Here is a 16,157-nt window from a genome sequence, read left to right as displayed (position 1 = left end):
GCTCATGAAATACGGTATTCTGATGTGACAAAACCTGAATCCTGGTCGTTAAAGTGTTTGTTTGCACTCATATTTTAACTGTTAGGACTCAGGTTTTTTTATTTAAAGCAAACTATGGGACAGCAGTACCCAAAAGGGTGGTTTTTAAACATCTGAACAATTTCATTAAGACTTATTTAAACTGAATAGAACCATTGGCATTGACGGTCATTTTGGATTCACCCGCTGCCATTTCCTGTTCTGGAACTGCTTCGGCATAAGCAGATTTGGCCATCGCCATGCGTGGCACAGGTGGATAACCCGAATTATTGGTGTTGATATTCAGATTCACCAGTTGATAGCCTGGTTTGTTCCAAGCTTGAGCCAGACTTTGCGCACGTTGCTGGAAGTTTTTCGAGGCTTCAAGCATCAGCTCGTTTTCTACTTTCTTGCGTTTTGCTTCAGATACTGTGAAGTTAATCGATTCAGTCTGGAAGTTTTGCTGTAGCTCAGCAATCAGTTGCGAGGCGGCTTTAAAGTCAGTCGATTCAATCCGTACCTGCGCACGAGCACGCCATTCTCTTAACTTGCGGTTGTCGTTGTCATAGACTGGATAGGTATGCTGTGAACCGGTTTCAATTTTTACCGTAGGATATTTTTTAGCAGTATTAATGGCCTGCGTCATCAACTGGTTGATTTGTGCTGCCAGCTCAGCCGGCTGTTTATTAGATTTTTCAACAAATAAATTGGCATTCATCAGGTCATTGGAAATATCGCGGCTGGCTTCTGCCGAGATATTCACCACATTATAATTCAAGGTTTCTTCAGGAGCTGCGAAAGCGGCAGAAGATAATGCGCCGAGCAAAGCAAGCGCTGAAAAAGAAGAAAGACGCATGTTGTTGTCCTGTTTTAGTGAAATTGTTGGCCTTGTGCTGATCATAAAATACTAAGGTGAAAATGTGTTGATATTCCGAAATTATTGTCGTTGGATTGTTAAAAATATATTTTATTTATTGTAGATATATCGGAACTAAATGTGATGAAAATTATATGCTTATTGAGATAATTGTTTGATAATTACACTGTTGTATTCATGACAACAAAATTGCATAAAATATTCAGGTTTCCTTGTCATTGTTATACGTTCCGTTGATAATTTAGACAGCAACATTTTTTGATATATTTTTTCAATAACAGCCGAGGCAAATTGATACTAAAAGTTGTTTATTTTCCTGAAAAAAACTGTATCATCCGCCTCTCCTAGTTACTGAATAGAAAATTGTCTAACTAGATTATATAAAGCACCGAGTCAAACGACCGCAAGTCACCAGACTTATTTCTTTCAACCCATATCAGAGATGGTAATTCGATATGAGCGTTTCTTCTGTAAATCCTGCCACCAATTCCACAAACGAATACTACTTGACTCGCCAAAGTCAGATGGAATCGAATGTGCGTAGTTATCCACGTAAATTACCGTTAGCGATAGCGAAAGCACAAGGTTGCTGGGTTACCGATGTTGAAGGTACGGAGTACCTTGATTGTTTAGCTGGGGCAGGGACATTGGCATTAGGCCATAATCACCCTGCGGTCATTCAAAGTATCCAGGACACACTTGCAAGCGGTCTTCCACTGCATACGCTGGATCTCACCACTCCTTTAAAAGATGCTTTTACTGAGGCACTTCTTGCTTACCTGCCAGGTGGTAAAGAAGAATATTGCCTGCAGTTCTGTGGTCCATCTGGTGCAGATGCGACTGAAGCAGCGATTAAACTTGCCAAAACCTTTACTGGCCGTAGTTCAGTGATCAGCTTCTCTGGTGGCTATCACGGTATGACTCACGGTTCTTTGGCGATGACAGGTAACCTGTCTGCGAAGAACTCAGTGAATGGTTTAATGCCAGGCGTTCAATTCATGCCATATCCGCATGAATACCGTTGCCCATTGGGTCTAGGCGGTGAAGCGGGTGTTGATGCTTTGACTTATTATTTCGAAAACTTCATTGAAGATGTCGAAAGCGGTGTAACCAAGCCAGCAGCTGTAATTCTTGAAGCGATTCAAGGTGAAGGCGGCGTGGTAACTGCACCGGTAAAATGGTTGCAAAAAATCCGTGAAGTGACTGAAAAACACAATATTGTGTTGATTCTTGACGAAGTTCAAGCAGGCTTTGCGCGTTCAGGCAAAATGTTCGCATTCGAACATGCGGGTATCGAACCTGATGTGGTTGTCATGTCTAAAGCCGTTGGTGGTAGCTTGCCACTTGCAGTACTGGGTATCAAACGTAAGTTCGATGCATGGCAACCTGCTGGCCACACCGGTACTTTCCGTGGTAACCAGCTGGCAATGGGTACAGGTCTTGCGACTCTACAAACCATTAAAGAACAAAATCTTGCGCAAAATGCACAAGAACGTGGTGATTTCCTGCAAGCTGAACTGAAAAAACTGGCTGCTGAATTCCCATGTATCGGTAACGTACGTGGTCGCGGTCTGATGATTGGTGTTGAAATCGTCGACGAGCGTAAACCGGCAGATCATATGGGTTCTTTCCCTGCTGATGGCCAATTGGCTGCAGCAATTCAAACCGCTTGTTTCAACAACAAACTGTTGCTGGAAAAAGGTGGTCGTAACGGTACAGTAATCCGTTTACTTTGCCCATTGATCATCACTCAAGCTGAGTGTGAAGAAGTTCTGGTTCGCTTCAAGAAAGCGGTTGCTGAAGCTCTAATCGCAGTTCGAGGCGCATAATTCATGGTAGATTTTGCAGAACACCGTAAAGCGTTACTCTGCAATGATGCTGCATCTATCGCTGACTATGAGTCGGCGATGGATCAGGCGACCAAAGCGGTTGCAGCATGGTTGCAAAACGACAAGATGTATACCGGCGGTAGCATCAAGGAATTGCGTAGCGCAATTGCGTTCAATCCTTCTAAAGAAGGCTTGGGCGTACAGAAATCTTTAGAGCGTATGGTTGAGCTATTCCTCAACAAGAGCTTGAAAGTACATCATCCGCATTCGCTAGCACATTTGCATTGCCCGACCATGGTAACCAGCCAGATCGCGGAAGTGCTCATTAATGCCACTAACCAGTCAATGGACTCTTGGGATCAAAGCCCGGCAGGTTCTTTGATGGAAGTGCAGCTGATTGACTGGCTACGTCAAAAAGTCGGCTATGGTTCAGGTCAGGCAGGTGTGTTCACTTCTGGTGGTACGCAATCCAACCTGATGGGCGTATTGCTGGCGCGTGATGCCTGCATCGCGAAAAACTGGAAAGACGAAAACGGCAATCCGTGGTCTGTTCAGCGTGATGGTATCCCTGCGGATGCAATGCGTAACGTCAAAGTCATCTGTTCTGAAAATGCACACTTCTCTGTGCAAAAGAATATGGCGATGATGGGCATGGGCTTCCAGTCCGTTGTGACTGTTCCTGTCAATGAAAATGCGCAGATGGATGTTGATGCTCTGGAAAAAACCATGGCGCATCTTCAGTCTGAAGGCAAAATCGTGGCATGTGTGGTTGCAACAGCGGGTACTACTGATGCTGGTGCAATTGATCCACTGAAACAGATTCGTGAAATCACCAATAAATATGGCGCGTGGATGCATATCGACGCAGCATGGGGTGGGGCACTGATCCTGTCTAATGACTATCGTTCTATGTTGGATGGTATCGAGCTGTCTGATTCTGTGACACTGGATTTCCATAAGCATTACTTCCAGACCATTTCATGCGGTGCATTCTTGCTGAAAGATGAAGCGAACTATCGTTTCATGCACTATGAAGCTGAATACCTGAACTCTGCGTACGACGAAGAGCACGGTGTTCCTAACCTGGTATCGAAGTCACTACAAACCACTCGTCGTTTCGACGCGTTGAAATTGTGGATGACTGTAGAAGCACTGGGTGAAGAGCTTTATGGTTCGATGATCGACCATGGCGTGAAATTGACTCGCGAAGTGGCAGACTACATCAAAGCAACTGATGGTTTAGAACTTCTGGTTGAGCCACAATTCGCATCAGTATTGTTCCGTGTAGTTCCAGCAGGCTATCCAGCTGAATTTGTGGATGCTTTGAACCAGAACGTCGCAGACGAACTGTTTGCACGTGGTGAAGCAAATATTGGTGTGACTAAAGTGGGTCAAGTTCAATCACTGAAAATGACGACTTTAAGCCCGGTTGCAACCCTTGAAAACGTGAAGAACCTGTTGGCACTCGTGCTTGCAGAAGCGGATCGTATCAAGGATTCAATTGCGGATGGGACTTATACACCGCCAATTGCTTAATCAATTGCAGGTGAAAAAAAGGAGATCGTTAAGGTCTCCTTTTTTATTGGAATTTGGCTGACACATAGATAATGATTTTTAAATAAAATTAAGCTGCAAATAAAGGACTAAAGCCTTTTTTCCTTAATAGTTTACGGTACATACTGGAGCTGCGATCTGCCGGGAAATGTGCTTCCAGAGATAAGTCTAGCGGTAAAAACTCAGGCTTCTGATTTTCGACAATCAGACGATCTTCTTCAAAAATCTTCAGATTAAAATCATAGGCTTCTTCGACAGGTAAGTCTTTATCATAATTACGACAGATGGGGGCAAACAGTCGGGTCTGACGGGCGGTCATCGGTGAGGCAGCATTCATAATCACCTGTTTGGCATCATTAGGGAAATGGATGGTCAGGGTCGCGGTAAAGGGCAGACTAATTTCAAAATGTCGTAGCCATTTAAAATCTTCCTGACCGCGCTGATCTAACCCAATCGGATAACGGCCGACACTGCTGATATAGTCGGCATTAAAACCATATTCAGTTTCCGTTGTGGTGTAATCCGGGACTTCGACATCATTCGGATCACCAAAGGTATCCGGATGTACCCAGGCAAAATGGGCGACATCAATAAAACCTTCTAGCTGTCTGCCAGCAAAACATTTGATGTCGACTTGTGGGCAAACCAGTTGCTGATAATCTGCATCATTCCAATAAGGCATCACTGGAATATTCGGTTCAGCATCTTTGTCAGCTGTGAGTGAACACCAGATCAGACCATAACGTTCAACCGCGGCATAGGTCCGTAAATGAAACCGATCTGAAATTTTATGCTGTGGATGGGCAGGGATACGGTTGCATTTACCTTGTGTACCAAAACGCAAGCCATGATAAGGACAGACGATGCCTTGACCATCGTTTTTTCCCAAACTTAAAGGCATACCACGATGCGGACAGGCATCTTTGGCCACGATCAGTTTATCCTGCATCTTGTAAATGACCAGTGGTATATCTAGCAACATTGTCCCTAGCGGCTGTTCAGAGACATCATGGGCTAAGGCCACTGGATACCAATATTGAGCCAGGAGATGCCAGTCATGTTCCTCAAATGTCATGTGAATCGATAAATCGGGATTGAAAACTGGAATGGTTGTGCTGTTCATGACGCTATCACTGTGATTCTTTATTTCCAATATAGGCCAATGTGATGTTCTACGAAATTTCAAAGATCAGGACATCCTGTTGCATAAATTAGAACAGGAGATAATGAAGAATGAGCTATAGGCTAGTAATTCTAGTAATTAAAGGAAGTGATATTTAAAGCGCTTAAAAAGGTATACCGAAAGATGATTCTTCTATTTTCCATGCACAAAATGTGTATTCAGGGCTTTATACCTAATGTGATATGCAAGCTCCATTCAGACAAAATCAGCTAATGTCAGGGAACAACAAAAATATCTGATTCAGGATGAAGAGATGACTAATTTGCATGTATCCCAACCCGTTGGCTGTATTATTCAAGGAAAAATGGTACAAGGCGCTGCCGAAAGTTTTGTAGTGATCAATCCTGCTGATGAGCAGGTATTGGCACTGTGTTCCTCTCCCTCAGAAGCACAAATTGAAGACACTATCCGTAGTGCCGAGCAGGCTTTTCACCAATGGAAAAATACGGATGATGCAACGCGACAGTCAATCCTGCATCGTATTGCAGATCGTATTGAAGAACATCGGGAAGAGTTAGCGCGTTTGGTGGTGCAGGAGCAGGGCAAACCTTATGCACTGGCTGAATTTGAAGTCGGTGGGGCCATTGCCTGGACCCGCTATCAGGCAGAACTCAAGATTGAAACTGAAATCTTACAGGATGATGCCAACAAGCGGATCGAACTTCATCATCGGCCTTTAGGGGTCGTGGCATCGGTTACCCCATGGAACTGGCCTTTAATGATTGCTGTCTGGCATATCATGCCGGCAATTCGCGCTGGCAACGTGGTGATCAATAAACCTTCAGAATTTACCCCATTGTCGACACTTCGACTCGGTGAGCTGATTCAGCAAGAGGTTGCACCTGGAGTGGTCTCTATACTTACAGGAGGCGGTGAGGTCGGTGCCAATCTGACCAGTCACCCTGCAATTGCCAAAGTGGTATTTACCGGTTCAACTGCGACTGGGCAAAGAATCATGCAAAATGCAGCCGCGACTTTCAAACATCTGACACTGGAACTTGGTGGCAATGATGCAGGCATTGTTTTGCCAGATACCGATATCCAGGCAATGGCAACCCGAATCTTTAATGGAGCTTTTATCAACATGGGCCAGACCTGTGCAGCGTTGAAACGGCTGTATGTGCATGACAGCCAATATGATTCACTAGCACAGGAATTAGTAAAAGTCGCACAGCAACAATCTCTGGGAGATGGTTTAGCCGAGACGACTACTTTTGGCCCAGTGCAAAACATCAAGCAATACCAAAAAGTTCAGACCATGATTCAGGAAGCCCAGGATGAAGGGGCAATAGTCATGACATCTGGTCAGAATCTACCGGATACAGGCTATTTTATTGCACCAACAATTGTGACCAATGTAAGCCCAGATAGCCGTCTGGTGCAGGAAGAGCAGTTTGGTCCGGTGTTACCTTTGATTCGTTATCACGATATTGAAGAAGTACTGACTGAAGCCAACAATACGGATTTTGGCTTAGGTGGTTCGATCTGGTCATCCAATCTGGAGCAGGCGCAGCAGTTTGCTCAACGACTGAGTTGTGGTACGGCGTGGATCAATACGCATGGTGAGATTTTCCCGCATGTACCTTTTGGTGGATGGAAACATTCGGGCATCGGCGCACAGTTTGGACTGAGTGGCCTGCTCGAAAATACGATTCAACAGGTTGTTCATATCAATAAAAATTAAATCAAAAAAAGCTCAAGTTTAACTTGAGCTTTTTTCTTTTACTTAAAATATATCAACGTAATAAAGGGCGGGCAGCCTGAAAATCAAAATGTAATTGCTTGAATTTATTTAAGACAATATAAGATTTGATATGGCCGATAAAATTACAGCTTAGTAATTTTTCAGTCACAAAATTTGCCAGCATTTCCAGATTTTTAGCGCCTACTTTTAACATGAAATCTGCATCACCACTTAAAGAAAAAGCTTCCTGAATAGCTTCTTCTTCTTCAATCAATTGTTGAAAAGCGATCTTCGCTGCTGCGTCATGTGTTTTGAGATTGACCTGAACCATAGCCAAAACTGCAATTCCCAAAGCTTCAGGATGAATGCAGGCGCTATAACCCAAAATAATTCCTTTTTGCTCTAGCAGCTGACGCCGTCTAGAACATTGAGAGGCTGACAAACCGATTAAATCTCCGATTTCCTGATTCGTCAGGCGCCCATTTTTTTGCAAAGCCTGGATGATTTTCCAGTCAAATTTATCCATTGCATCCATTGCATTGAATCCTTATCCGATACACGTTTTATGTGTTTTTGAATCATTGTGACTTGCATTATGCACGAAATCAGAAAATGAAATGCAATATTCTGTAATTGAAGCATAATAAGTGATAGGGAAAATAATAATGTTTATGGAAATTGGTCAGTACCTTAATCAGCGCCTGCAAGAACTAGGAATTCAGTATATTTTTGGTGTGCCAGGTGACTTTAATCTCTCCTATTTAGAACAGATCGAAATTGATCCAAAACTCGAATTTATCGGTAACTGTAATGAGCTAAATGCAGCCTATGCAGCAGATGGTTATGCTCGTCTGCATGGTGTCGGTGCTTTACTGACCACTTATGGTGTTGGTGACTTAAGCGCGATTAACGGCATTGCAGGTGCATATGCTGAGCAGGTTGCCATGGTGCATATTTCAGGTATTCCGCCTTTGCATGCCGTAGAGCAGGGCGCTTTGTTACACCATACCCTGATTGATGGCGATTATGACAATATCATGAACTGCATGCGCGAATTTACCGTGGCACAGACACGTTTGACTCCTGCCAATGCAGTGATTGAAATTGACCGGGTATTAAAGCAATGTATATTGATGCGTCGACCGGTTCATATTCAGCTCCCTTCAGATATTACCCATCTCCAGATTAAAGTACCTAAGCAACCTCTGGATCTGAGCCGTCCACAGAGTGATCCAAAACTCTTGCAAGAAACTGCGACACGGGTAGCCAAACGCATCAAACAGGCACGTCAGCCAGTCTTGCTGATTGACAATGAAGCAGAAATTTTCCAGCTTACGGATATGCTGCAAAATTGGGCTGAGCGCATGCAGATTCCCTATACCTGTCTGTCTACTGCTAAAAATATCATGAATGAAAGCCATCCCCTATATGTGGGTGTTTATGCAGGTGCAGCAAGCGCAGCATCGACTTGTCAGTTGGTAGAGCAGTCAGATTGCCTGATTGCCATTGGACCACGTTTTACCGATGTTGCCACCGCATTTTTCTCACATCGTGTATCCGTACAAAATATGTTGTATCTGGCGGATTCCTGTCTTTGTCTGGATGGACAGATGATCAGTGGGCTGGATTTAGCTCAGTTGATCCAAGCCATCTCAAAACAGACTTTAGATGATCAACCACGTACTTTTAATCCTGCACCGAAACCATCGTTACAAACTCAACAGATCGAAGAAAATACTGCGCTGAGCCAAACTGCACTCTGGCAGCAGATTTCTGAGTTCTTACAGGAAGATGATGTGATTGTGGCAGAAGTGGGCACTGCCAATGCAGGTTTATCAGGATTGACCTTACCTGTGACCGCCAAGTATCTGGTTCAACCGATCTGGGGCTCGATTGGTTATACCTTGCCTGCCTTGCTTGGCAGTATGCTTGCTGCACCACAGCGCCGTCATCTGTTATTTATTGGTGATGGTTCGATTCAGCTGACCATTCAGGAGCTTTCTACCTTATTAAGAGAAGGCTTAAAACCCGTAATTTTTATTTTAAATAATGGCGGCTATACCATTGAACGTTTGATCATGGGTGAAAATGCCAAGTACAACGATATTCAGAACTGGCAATACAGCCAGTTTGCTCAAGTCTTTTCTGCTGATACTCCGCATCAGGCTCATATAGTGAAAACCCCGGCAGAATTAAAGCGTACACTCGCACAAGTTCATCAGGCTGAGGAATTATGTCTGATTGAACTGCAACTCCCACGTATGGATGCACCACAACGTTTAAAACAGTTTGCTGAAGTCGTGGCACGCTATGACTATGGTGAATATGGTTATAAGCAGCTGGTTGAGCAGAATACACCTCCCTACAAAAAGGCAATCTAGCAAAATGTAGAAATTAAAAAAATTGTTCACAAGGAGTGACAATATGGATGTTGAAGATCATCAATTAAAAAAACAGCTTTCCAACCGGCATATCCAGCTAATCGCCTTAGGCGGAGCCATCGGTACAGGATTATTTTTAGGTTTATCACATACGATTCAGCTGGCAGGCCCATCAGTACTTCTGGGCTATGCCATTGCTGGCATCATTGCATTTCTGATCATGCGTCAATTAGGTGAGATGGTGGTGCATGAACCGGTCAGTGGTTCATTCAGTTATTTTGCCAATAAATACTGGGGCAAAAAAGCAGGCTTTATTTCAGGCTGGAATTATTGGGTACTCTATGTCTTAGTGAGTATGGCTGAGTTGAGTGCAATCGGTACTTTTGTTCAGTTCTGGTGGCCGGAGATTCCGACCTGGCTCACGGCACTGGCATTCTTCCTGCTCATGAACGGCATCAATCTGGTGAATGTCAAATTCTTCGGTGAGAGCGAATTTATATTTTCCATGGTCAAGATCATTGCCATTTTAAGCATGATCGGATTCGGGATCTATCTGCTGTTTAGCGGTTCTGCAGGAAGTCAGGCCAGTGTGACCAACTTGTGGCAGCATGGCGGATTTTTCCCTGAGGGCTGGGCGGGTTTTATGATGGCACTTGCCGTGATTATGTTTGCATTTGGGGGGCTGGAGCTGATTGGTATTGCCGCCAGTGAAACCAAAAATCCAGAAAAGACCATTCCAAAAGCAGTCAATCAAATTGTCTACCGTGTACTCATTTTTTATATTGGCGCCATAGGTGTGTTGCTATGTCTCTATCCATGGAATCTGGTGGCGCAAGGCGGTAGTCCGTTCGTAATGATTTTCCAGTCATTGAACAGTCATGGTGTGGCCAATGTTCTTAATTTTGTAGTCTTGGTCGCTGCACTTTCGGTCTATAACAGCTGTATTTACTGTAATACCCGCATGTTGTTGGGTCTGGCTCAGCAGGGTAATGCACCGGCATTCTTAAAGAAAATTAACCGCCGTGGTATCCCGGTAAATGCTGTTCTATTCTCGGCAGCAGTCTCCGGTATCTGTGTATTAATGAATTACCTCATGCCGGGTGAAGCTTTTGGTATTCTGATGCTACTGGTGGTTTCAGCTCTGGTGATTAACTGGCTGATGATTTCACTGACCCATCTGAAATTCAGAAAAGCCATGCAGGAACAGCAGCAGACGACCGCATTCCCAAGTCTGTTTGGCCGCTGGAGTAATTACCTGACGATTTCATTTATCATCATGATTTTAATGATCATGAGCTTTACCAAAGAAATGCAGATTGCTGTTGCATTGGTGCCGGTCTGGTTGCTGTTTTTGACAGTGATGTATATCATGAAATATCGCAGGAAACCGGTACTCTTGCCTGAATCTACTGAACCCACCACTTAAATAAAAAGGCCCTGAACAGGGTCTTTTTTCTATTATATTGTCTTGATCAGGTGACGGATTAATTATCATAAAACCGTCATAAAGCTGTAACCCGGCTGTCATATTCCAAAATCAAAATGTGAGTATCGAAAACAGGTACTCAACTGAATCAAAAGTGGTGTACTCGAAATTTTAATAAATGAGAGAGATCCAGAATGCGCTTAACAAATATAGCAATCTTAATTGCAGCGGGGGTAGCGGCATCCACGACAGCGAATGCAGCACGTGACACTATTCAAATCGCAGGTTCTTCTACTGTTTTACCTTATGCCAGTATTGTCGCTGAAGAATTTGGCAATACTTTCCCTCAGTTTAAAACACCAGTCGTTGGTTCAGGTGGTTCATCTGGCGGCCTAAAACAGTTCTGTAATGGTGTAGGGGACAATACCATTGATATTGCCAATGCCTCGCGTCAAATCAAAAGTGCCGAACTGGCAGAATGTAAAAAGAATGGTGTCAACAAGGTACTAGAAATCAAGATCGGGTATGACGGGATTGTCTTTGCATCTAATTCGAATAAAGCCGCTTATAAATTACGACCTCAGCATGTTTATGCTGCTTTAGCTGCGCAGTTACCTTCTAAAGGGAAAATGGTGGCTAATCCATATACCCGCTGGAACCAGATTGATCCAGCTTTGCCGAATGAACCCATCACTTTAGTGATTCCGGCTTCAAATCATGGCACACGTGAAGTCTTCCAGGAGAAGATGGTGGATGCAGGCTGTGAAACGTATGCTGCAATTAAGTCTCTAGATAAAGATGCCAAGAAAAAGGCGTGTAGCACCTTCCGTAAGGATGGACGCGTCATTGAAATATCAGGTGACTATACTGAAACCTTGGCACGTTTAAAGACCTCACCAAGTGCAGTCGGTGTCTTTGGTCTGGGCTTCTATGACCAGAACCGTGATCGTCTGCGTGTAGCTACAGTCAATAACGTGGCACCTTCTGAAAAGACCATTTTAAATGGGGCTTATCCGGTATCTCGTCCATTGTTCTTCTATGTCAAAGGCGAACACCTGAAATCAATCAAAGGTTTGCAACAGTTCACAGAGTATTTCCTGAATAAAAAGGTATCGGGTAAGGGTTCCAAGCTGGAAAAAGCCGGCTTGATTTCAATGTCAGACAAAGAACGTGCAGCAGTGCTGGCAAATTTTAAGGCTGCAAAAGCCGTAGTAGTGAAATAAAACAGGATTTAGGGAAATGCTGGTGACAGTCGACCTGTCATCGGCTTTTCATAACAAGCAAGTTTTTTCACAGGCTAAAACCCTTAAAAGAAGCATGGAGAATACATGAATCTGCTACTTATAGGTGTGTTACTGGCTTTAATTGCCATCGCCTATCAAATCGGATTAAGTAAAAGCCGGAAACTAGCAGGTCAGGGCAATAATTCTGCGATGCTACATTCACGTCCTGGATATTATGGCGCGCTCGTAGCTTTGTGGTGTGGACTTCCTGCATTTTTGATTCTGATGGCATGGAACATTGTTGAACCTAGCCTGCTGGAACAGGTCGTAATTAAACACCTGCCTCATGATGTTTTGATTCATCTGGATCAAGCCAGTCTGAGTGTGGTCATAGATCGTGTACAGGCATTGGCTTCCGGTTTCGGTGTCAGTGATCAGCCAGCTGCTTATGAACTTGCAGCAGCAGAACAATTAGCTAAATTTTCTACCATCGGTACTTTTGCCAAACTGGCAGTTGTTATTTCTGTGGCTTTGGCCGGTCTGGTCTGGGCAAAAAAACGGATCAGCCAGAATTTTCGTGCACGGAATCAGGTCGAAAAGATCATGAATATCGGGCTGGCCTTGTGTTCTGGAGTAGCCATCCTGACCACACTCGGCATTGTGATGTCGATGTTTGGCGAAGCCATGCGATTCTTCAGCTTTGTCAGTCCGCTGGATTTCTTCTTTGGCACCGAATGGGATCCGGGTTTTAGCACCACGGGTCATGCCGAAGGCAGTTATGGATTATTGCCATTGCTGTGGGGAACATTGATGGTCAGCGGGATTGCATTACTTGTTGCAGTCCCCTTAGGACTGATGATTGCGATTTATCTGGCCGAGTACGCATCACCACGCTTCCGGGCCTGGGCAAAGCCAACCATTGAGGTTTTGGCTGGAATTCCAACGATTGTCTACGGCGTTTTCGCTTTAATGATTCTGGGGCCATTTCTCAAGAGCCTAGGTGCTTTGGTCGGTATTGATATTAATGCCACCAGTGCGCTCACCGCTGGCTTCGTCATGGGCATCATGATTATTCCATTTGTTTCCTCTTTATCAGACGACATTATTACTCAGGTCCCACGTGCCTTAAGGGATGGTTCTTTAGGTCTGGGCGCGACCAAATCAGAAACGATTCGTCAGGTTGTATTACCAGCCGCTTTACCCGGCATTATTGGCGCTTTTTTGCTGGCTGCATCGCGGGCCATTGGTGAGACCATGATTGTGGTACTTGCAGCAGGAAACAGTCCGCAACTGCATGCCAATCCGCTGGAAGCAGTTTCAACAGTGACCATTACCATCGTCAATCAGTTGACGGGTGATACTGACTTTGCCAGTCCGCAGGCGCTGGTGGCTTTCGCCTTAGGTCTTACTTTGTTTGTCATTACTTTGGGGCTGAACATTGTTGCACTGTACATCGTGCGTAAATATCGAGAGCAATACGACTAATGAGTACTTCAAATACAACGCCTGTAGATCAGCCTATTGATCCATCTGTTGCTGCTGAGCAACGTGAAAAGCGCAGGAAGACCATTCAAAGCTCTCTGGCACGACGTCATCGCAAAGAAAAAACCTTTCGTGTCATGGGGCTTTCTGCTGTATTGGCTGGTTTGTTCTTTGTCGTGGTGCTTTTCGGCAGTATTTTGGGCAAAGGTTTGCCGGCATTCTGGCAAAGCAGTATGAGCTTGCCGATTCATTTTGATCCAGCCATTGTCAATATTGACCCCAAGCCTAAACAGGCTGCGGGAGAGTCCCAGGCACAATTTGAACAGCGTATGGTGGATTGGCAAATGCAGGTCGGTCTGGTCGACTGGGATGCCTTGATTGTAAATGGCATGATTGCCAAAAACAGTAAGCTGGAAAGCCAGCGTGATGAACTGGGCTATTTATATACCAGTTCAGAAGCGTATCGTCTGCGGGATATGGTACTGAATAATCCGGCTCTGGTCGGGCAAACTCAGGACGTAAAAATTCTGGCAGATGCCAATGTTGATGTTTGGCTGGCTGGCAATATTGACCGCGATCTGCCCGATGAACAGCAACAGCTCAGTCCTGAAGTCCGTCAGCTTGCGGATGATATGAAAGCTTCCGGCATCATAGAAAGTAGCTTTAATACCAATATCTTTACCAGTCCGGACTCGCGCAGTTCACCTGCTACATCAGGTCTCGCAGGCGCATTTATGGGCTCATTGTTCATGATGCTGATCGTGATCTTTATCTCGATTCCGATCGGGGTAGCCTCGGCCATCTATCTGGAAGAATTTGCACCGAAGAACTGGATTACCGATGTCGTAGAAGTGAATATTAATAACCTTGCAGCAGTTCCTTCCATTGTCTTTGGTTTACTCGGTGCAGCGATTTTTATTGGCTGGATGCATTTGCCACTGTCAGCCCCATTGGTTGGTGGTCTGGTACTGAGTTTGATGACATTACCGACTGTGATTATAACCACACGTGCATCTCTCAAAGCAGTACCACCATCTATTCGTCAGGCAGCATTAGGCTTAGGTGCATCACGCTTGCAAACCGTATTTCACCATGTTTTACCGCTCGCACTACCGGGTATTTTGACTGGAGCGATTATTGGTGTGGCACAAGCACTGGGTGAAACGGCCCCACTATTATTGATCGGGATGAGTGCCTTTGTCGCAAGTGTGCCGGCTTCACCATTTGATCAATCCACAGCATTGCCGGTGCAAATTTTCCTGTGGCAAGGCAATGAGCTACGTAACTTCTTTGAAGGGCGTACTGCAGCAGCCATTATTGTACTTCTGGCCATGATGATCAGCCTGAACAGCTTGGCCATCTGGTTACGTAAGAAATTTGAAGTCCGTTGGTAAGGAAGGGCAGAATATGAATACAGCAAATCCAACTATAAATTCCTTAGAAAAGGATCCGTCTGTGAATCCACAACATACACAATTTACCCAAGATTCTGTGACCCAAAAGCCAGCGACTGCTTTTGTCTCCCAGTTTGATAGCCAAGCTGAAAACAAAGCACCGAAAAAGTCAGATCAGGTCAAAATCAGTACCTCAGATGTACATGTTTATTATGGTGAAACAGAGGCGATTAAAGGCATTGATCTGAACATCTATGAAAATGAGGTGATTGCTTTTATCGGACCATCAGGTTGTGGTAAATCGACTTTCCTGCGTACCTTAAACCGGATGAATGACACGATTGATCGCTGTCGTGTGACCGGTAAGGTGTTGCTGGATCATCAGGATATTTATGATCCGAATCTGGATGTGGTATTGCTGCGTGCGCAGGTGGGGATGGTGTTCCAGAAGCCAAACCCTTTTCCAAAATCGATTTTTGACAATGTCGCTTATGGGCCAAAATTGCATGGTCTGGCACGGGATAAATATGATCTGGAAGAAATTGTAGAAAACAGCTTGCGTAAAGCGGGATTATGGGATGAAGTCAAAGACCGTTTAAATCAGCCGGGTACGGGGCTGTCGGGTGGTCAGCAGCAGCGTTTATGTATTGCACGGACGATTGCCGTTTCTCCTGAAGTGATTCTAATGGATGAACCTTGTTCAGCACTCGATCCGATTGCAACAGCCAAAGTTGAAGAACTGATCTCCGAGCTTTCAACCCAATACACCATTGCTATTGTGACTCACTCCATGCAGCAGGCAGCGCGAGTCTCTGATCGGACTGCTTATTTCCATTTAGGTGATCTGATCGAAGTCAACTCGACCGAGAAAGTCTTTACCCAGCCAGATCATCAGCTCACTGAGGCCTATATTACAGGGCGTTTTGGTTAAGAAGTTTTATCTAATGAAAGAAGGGCTAAAAAGCTCTTTTTTTATATCTCTTGGATTCTCAAATGAAGTGCAACAGAGATTAAATTATTGGAAGGAAGCAAGATGAGCTAGCATTTTGCTTCCGACCGACCAAAGTCAAAGTTGCATCATGAACTATACTCATCTTACTCAAGAA

Annotated in this window: 12 protein-coding genes; 9 read left to right on the top strand and 3 right to left on the bottom strand. The window is 44.5% G+C overall.

Features of this window, described 5'->3' with window-relative positions; translation table 11 throughout:
• Nucleotides 1-172 precede the first annotated feature (172 nt).
• On the bottom strand, nucleotides 173-874 hold the full coding sequence (locus FTV31_RS14555; protein WP_034703657.1) for an SIMPL domain-containing protein: 702 nt from the start codon (nucleotides 872-874) through the stop codon (nucleotides 173-175).
• A 476-nt stretch (nucleotides 875-1,350) separates the two neighbouring features.
• Between FTV31_RS14555 and FTV31_RS14550 the strand changes: the two genes are divergently transcribed.
• Both FTV31_RS14550 and FTV31_RS14545 read left to right on the top strand, forming a co-directional pair.
• Nucleotides 1,351-2,724, top strand: a complete 1,374-nt coding sequence (locus FTV31_RS14550; protein ID WP_034703655.1) for a diaminobutyrate--2-oxoglutarate transaminase — start codon at nucleotides 1,351-1,353, stop codon at nucleotides 2,722-2,724.
• Nucleotides 2,725-2,727: 3 nt separating this feature from the next.
• On the top strand, nucleotides 2,728-4,260 hold the full coding sequence (locus FTV31_RS14545; protein ID WP_125278393.1) for an aspartate aminotransferase family protein: 1,533 nt from the start codon (nucleotides 2,728-2,730) through the stop codon (nucleotides 4,258-4,260).
• An 88-nt stretch (nucleotides 4,261-4,348) separates the two neighbouring features.
• Here the strand turns inward: FTV31_RS14545 and FTV31_RS14540 are convergent, their stop codons facing one another.
• Entirely contained in the window at nucleotides 4,349-5,401 is a 1,053-nt protein-coding gene (locus FTV31_RS14540; protein ID WP_180015538.1) for an aromatic ring-hydroxylating dioxygenase subunit alpha, read from the bottom strand.
• A gap of 313 nt (nucleotides 5,402-5,714) precedes the next feature.
• Here FTV31_RS14540 and FTV31_RS14535 point away from each other — a divergent pair, with 313 nt between their 5' ends.
• Nucleotides 5,715-7,145 carry an aldehyde dehydrogenase family protein gene (locus tag FTV31_RS14535; RefSeq protein WP_180015536.1) on the top strand — a complete coding sequence of 477 codons (1,431 nt, stop codon included), beginning with the start codon at nucleotides 5,715-5,717 and terminating at the stop codon, nucleotides 7,143-7,145.
• Nucleotides 7,146-7,197: 52 nt separating this feature from the next.
• Here the strand turns inward: FTV31_RS14535 and FTV31_RS14530 are convergent, their stop codons facing one another.
• Nucleotides 7,198-7,671 carry an Lrp/AsnC family transcriptional regulator gene (locus FTV31_RS14530; RefSeq protein WP_034703664.1) on the bottom strand — a complete coding sequence of 158 codons (474 nt, stop codon included), beginning with the start codon at nucleotides 7,669-7,671 and terminating at the stop codon, nucleotides 7,198-7,200.
• Between the two features lie 139 nt (nucleotides 7,672-7,810).
• Here FTV31_RS14530 and FTV31_RS14525 point away from each other — a divergent pair, with 139 nt between their 5' ends.
• From FTV31_RS14525 to pstB, 6 genes are all read left to right on the top strand, one after another.
• The gene (locus FTV31_RS14525) at nucleotides 7,811-9,526 is read left to right on the top strand and encodes an alpha-keto acid decarboxylase family protein (protein ID WP_180015534.1); all 1,716 of its coding nucleotides are present in this window, start codon (nucleotides 7,811-7,813) and stop codon (nucleotides 9,524-9,526) included.
• Between the two features lie 43 nt (nucleotides 9,527-9,569).
• Entirely contained in the window at nucleotides 9,570-10,952 is a 1,383-nt protein-coding gene (locus FTV31_RS14520; protein ID WP_180015532.1) for an amino acid permease, read from the top strand.
• Between the two features lie 194 nt (nucleotides 10,953-11,146).
• Nucleotides 11,147-12,175 (top strand): substrate-binding domain-containing protein, encoded by a 1,029-nt coding sequence (locus FTV31_RS14515; RefSeq protein WP_180003469.1) that lies wholly within the window; start codon nucleotides 11,147-11,149, stop codon nucleotides 12,173-12,175.
• 105 nt (nucleotides 12,176-12,280) lie between these two features.
• The gene (gene pstC, locus FTV31_RS14510) at nucleotides 12,281-13,660 is read left to right on the top strand and encodes a phosphate ABC transporter permease subunit PstC (RefSeq protein WP_180015530.1); all 1,380 of its coding nucleotides are present in this window, start codon (nucleotides 12,281-12,283) and stop codon (nucleotides 13,658-13,660) included.
• A complete protein-coding gene (gene pstA / locus FTV31_RS14505) occupies nucleotides 13,660-15,051 on the top strand; it encodes a phosphate ABC transporter permease PstA (protein ID WP_180015528.1) in 1,392 nt (463 codons plus the stop codon). The genes pstC and pstA overlap by 1 nt, the downstream gene beginning before the upstream one ends.
• A gap of 13 nt (nucleotides 15,052-15,064) precedes the next feature.
• A complete protein-coding gene (gene pstB, locus FTV31_RS14500; protein ID WP_218948743.1) occupies nucleotides 15,065-15,982 on the top strand; it encodes a phosphate ABC transporter ATP-binding protein PstB in 918 nt (305 codons plus the stop codon).
• Nucleotides 15,983-16,157 lie beyond the last annotated feature (175 nt).

The sequence above is a fragment of the Acinetobacter sp. YH16031 genome, assembly GCF_013417335.1.
In the GTDB taxonomy this organism is placed as follows: Bacteria; Pseudomonadota; Gammaproteobacteria; order Pseudomonadales; family Moraxellaceae; genus Acinetobacter.
This window is presented reverse-complemented; position numbering and strand designations above follow the sequence as displayed.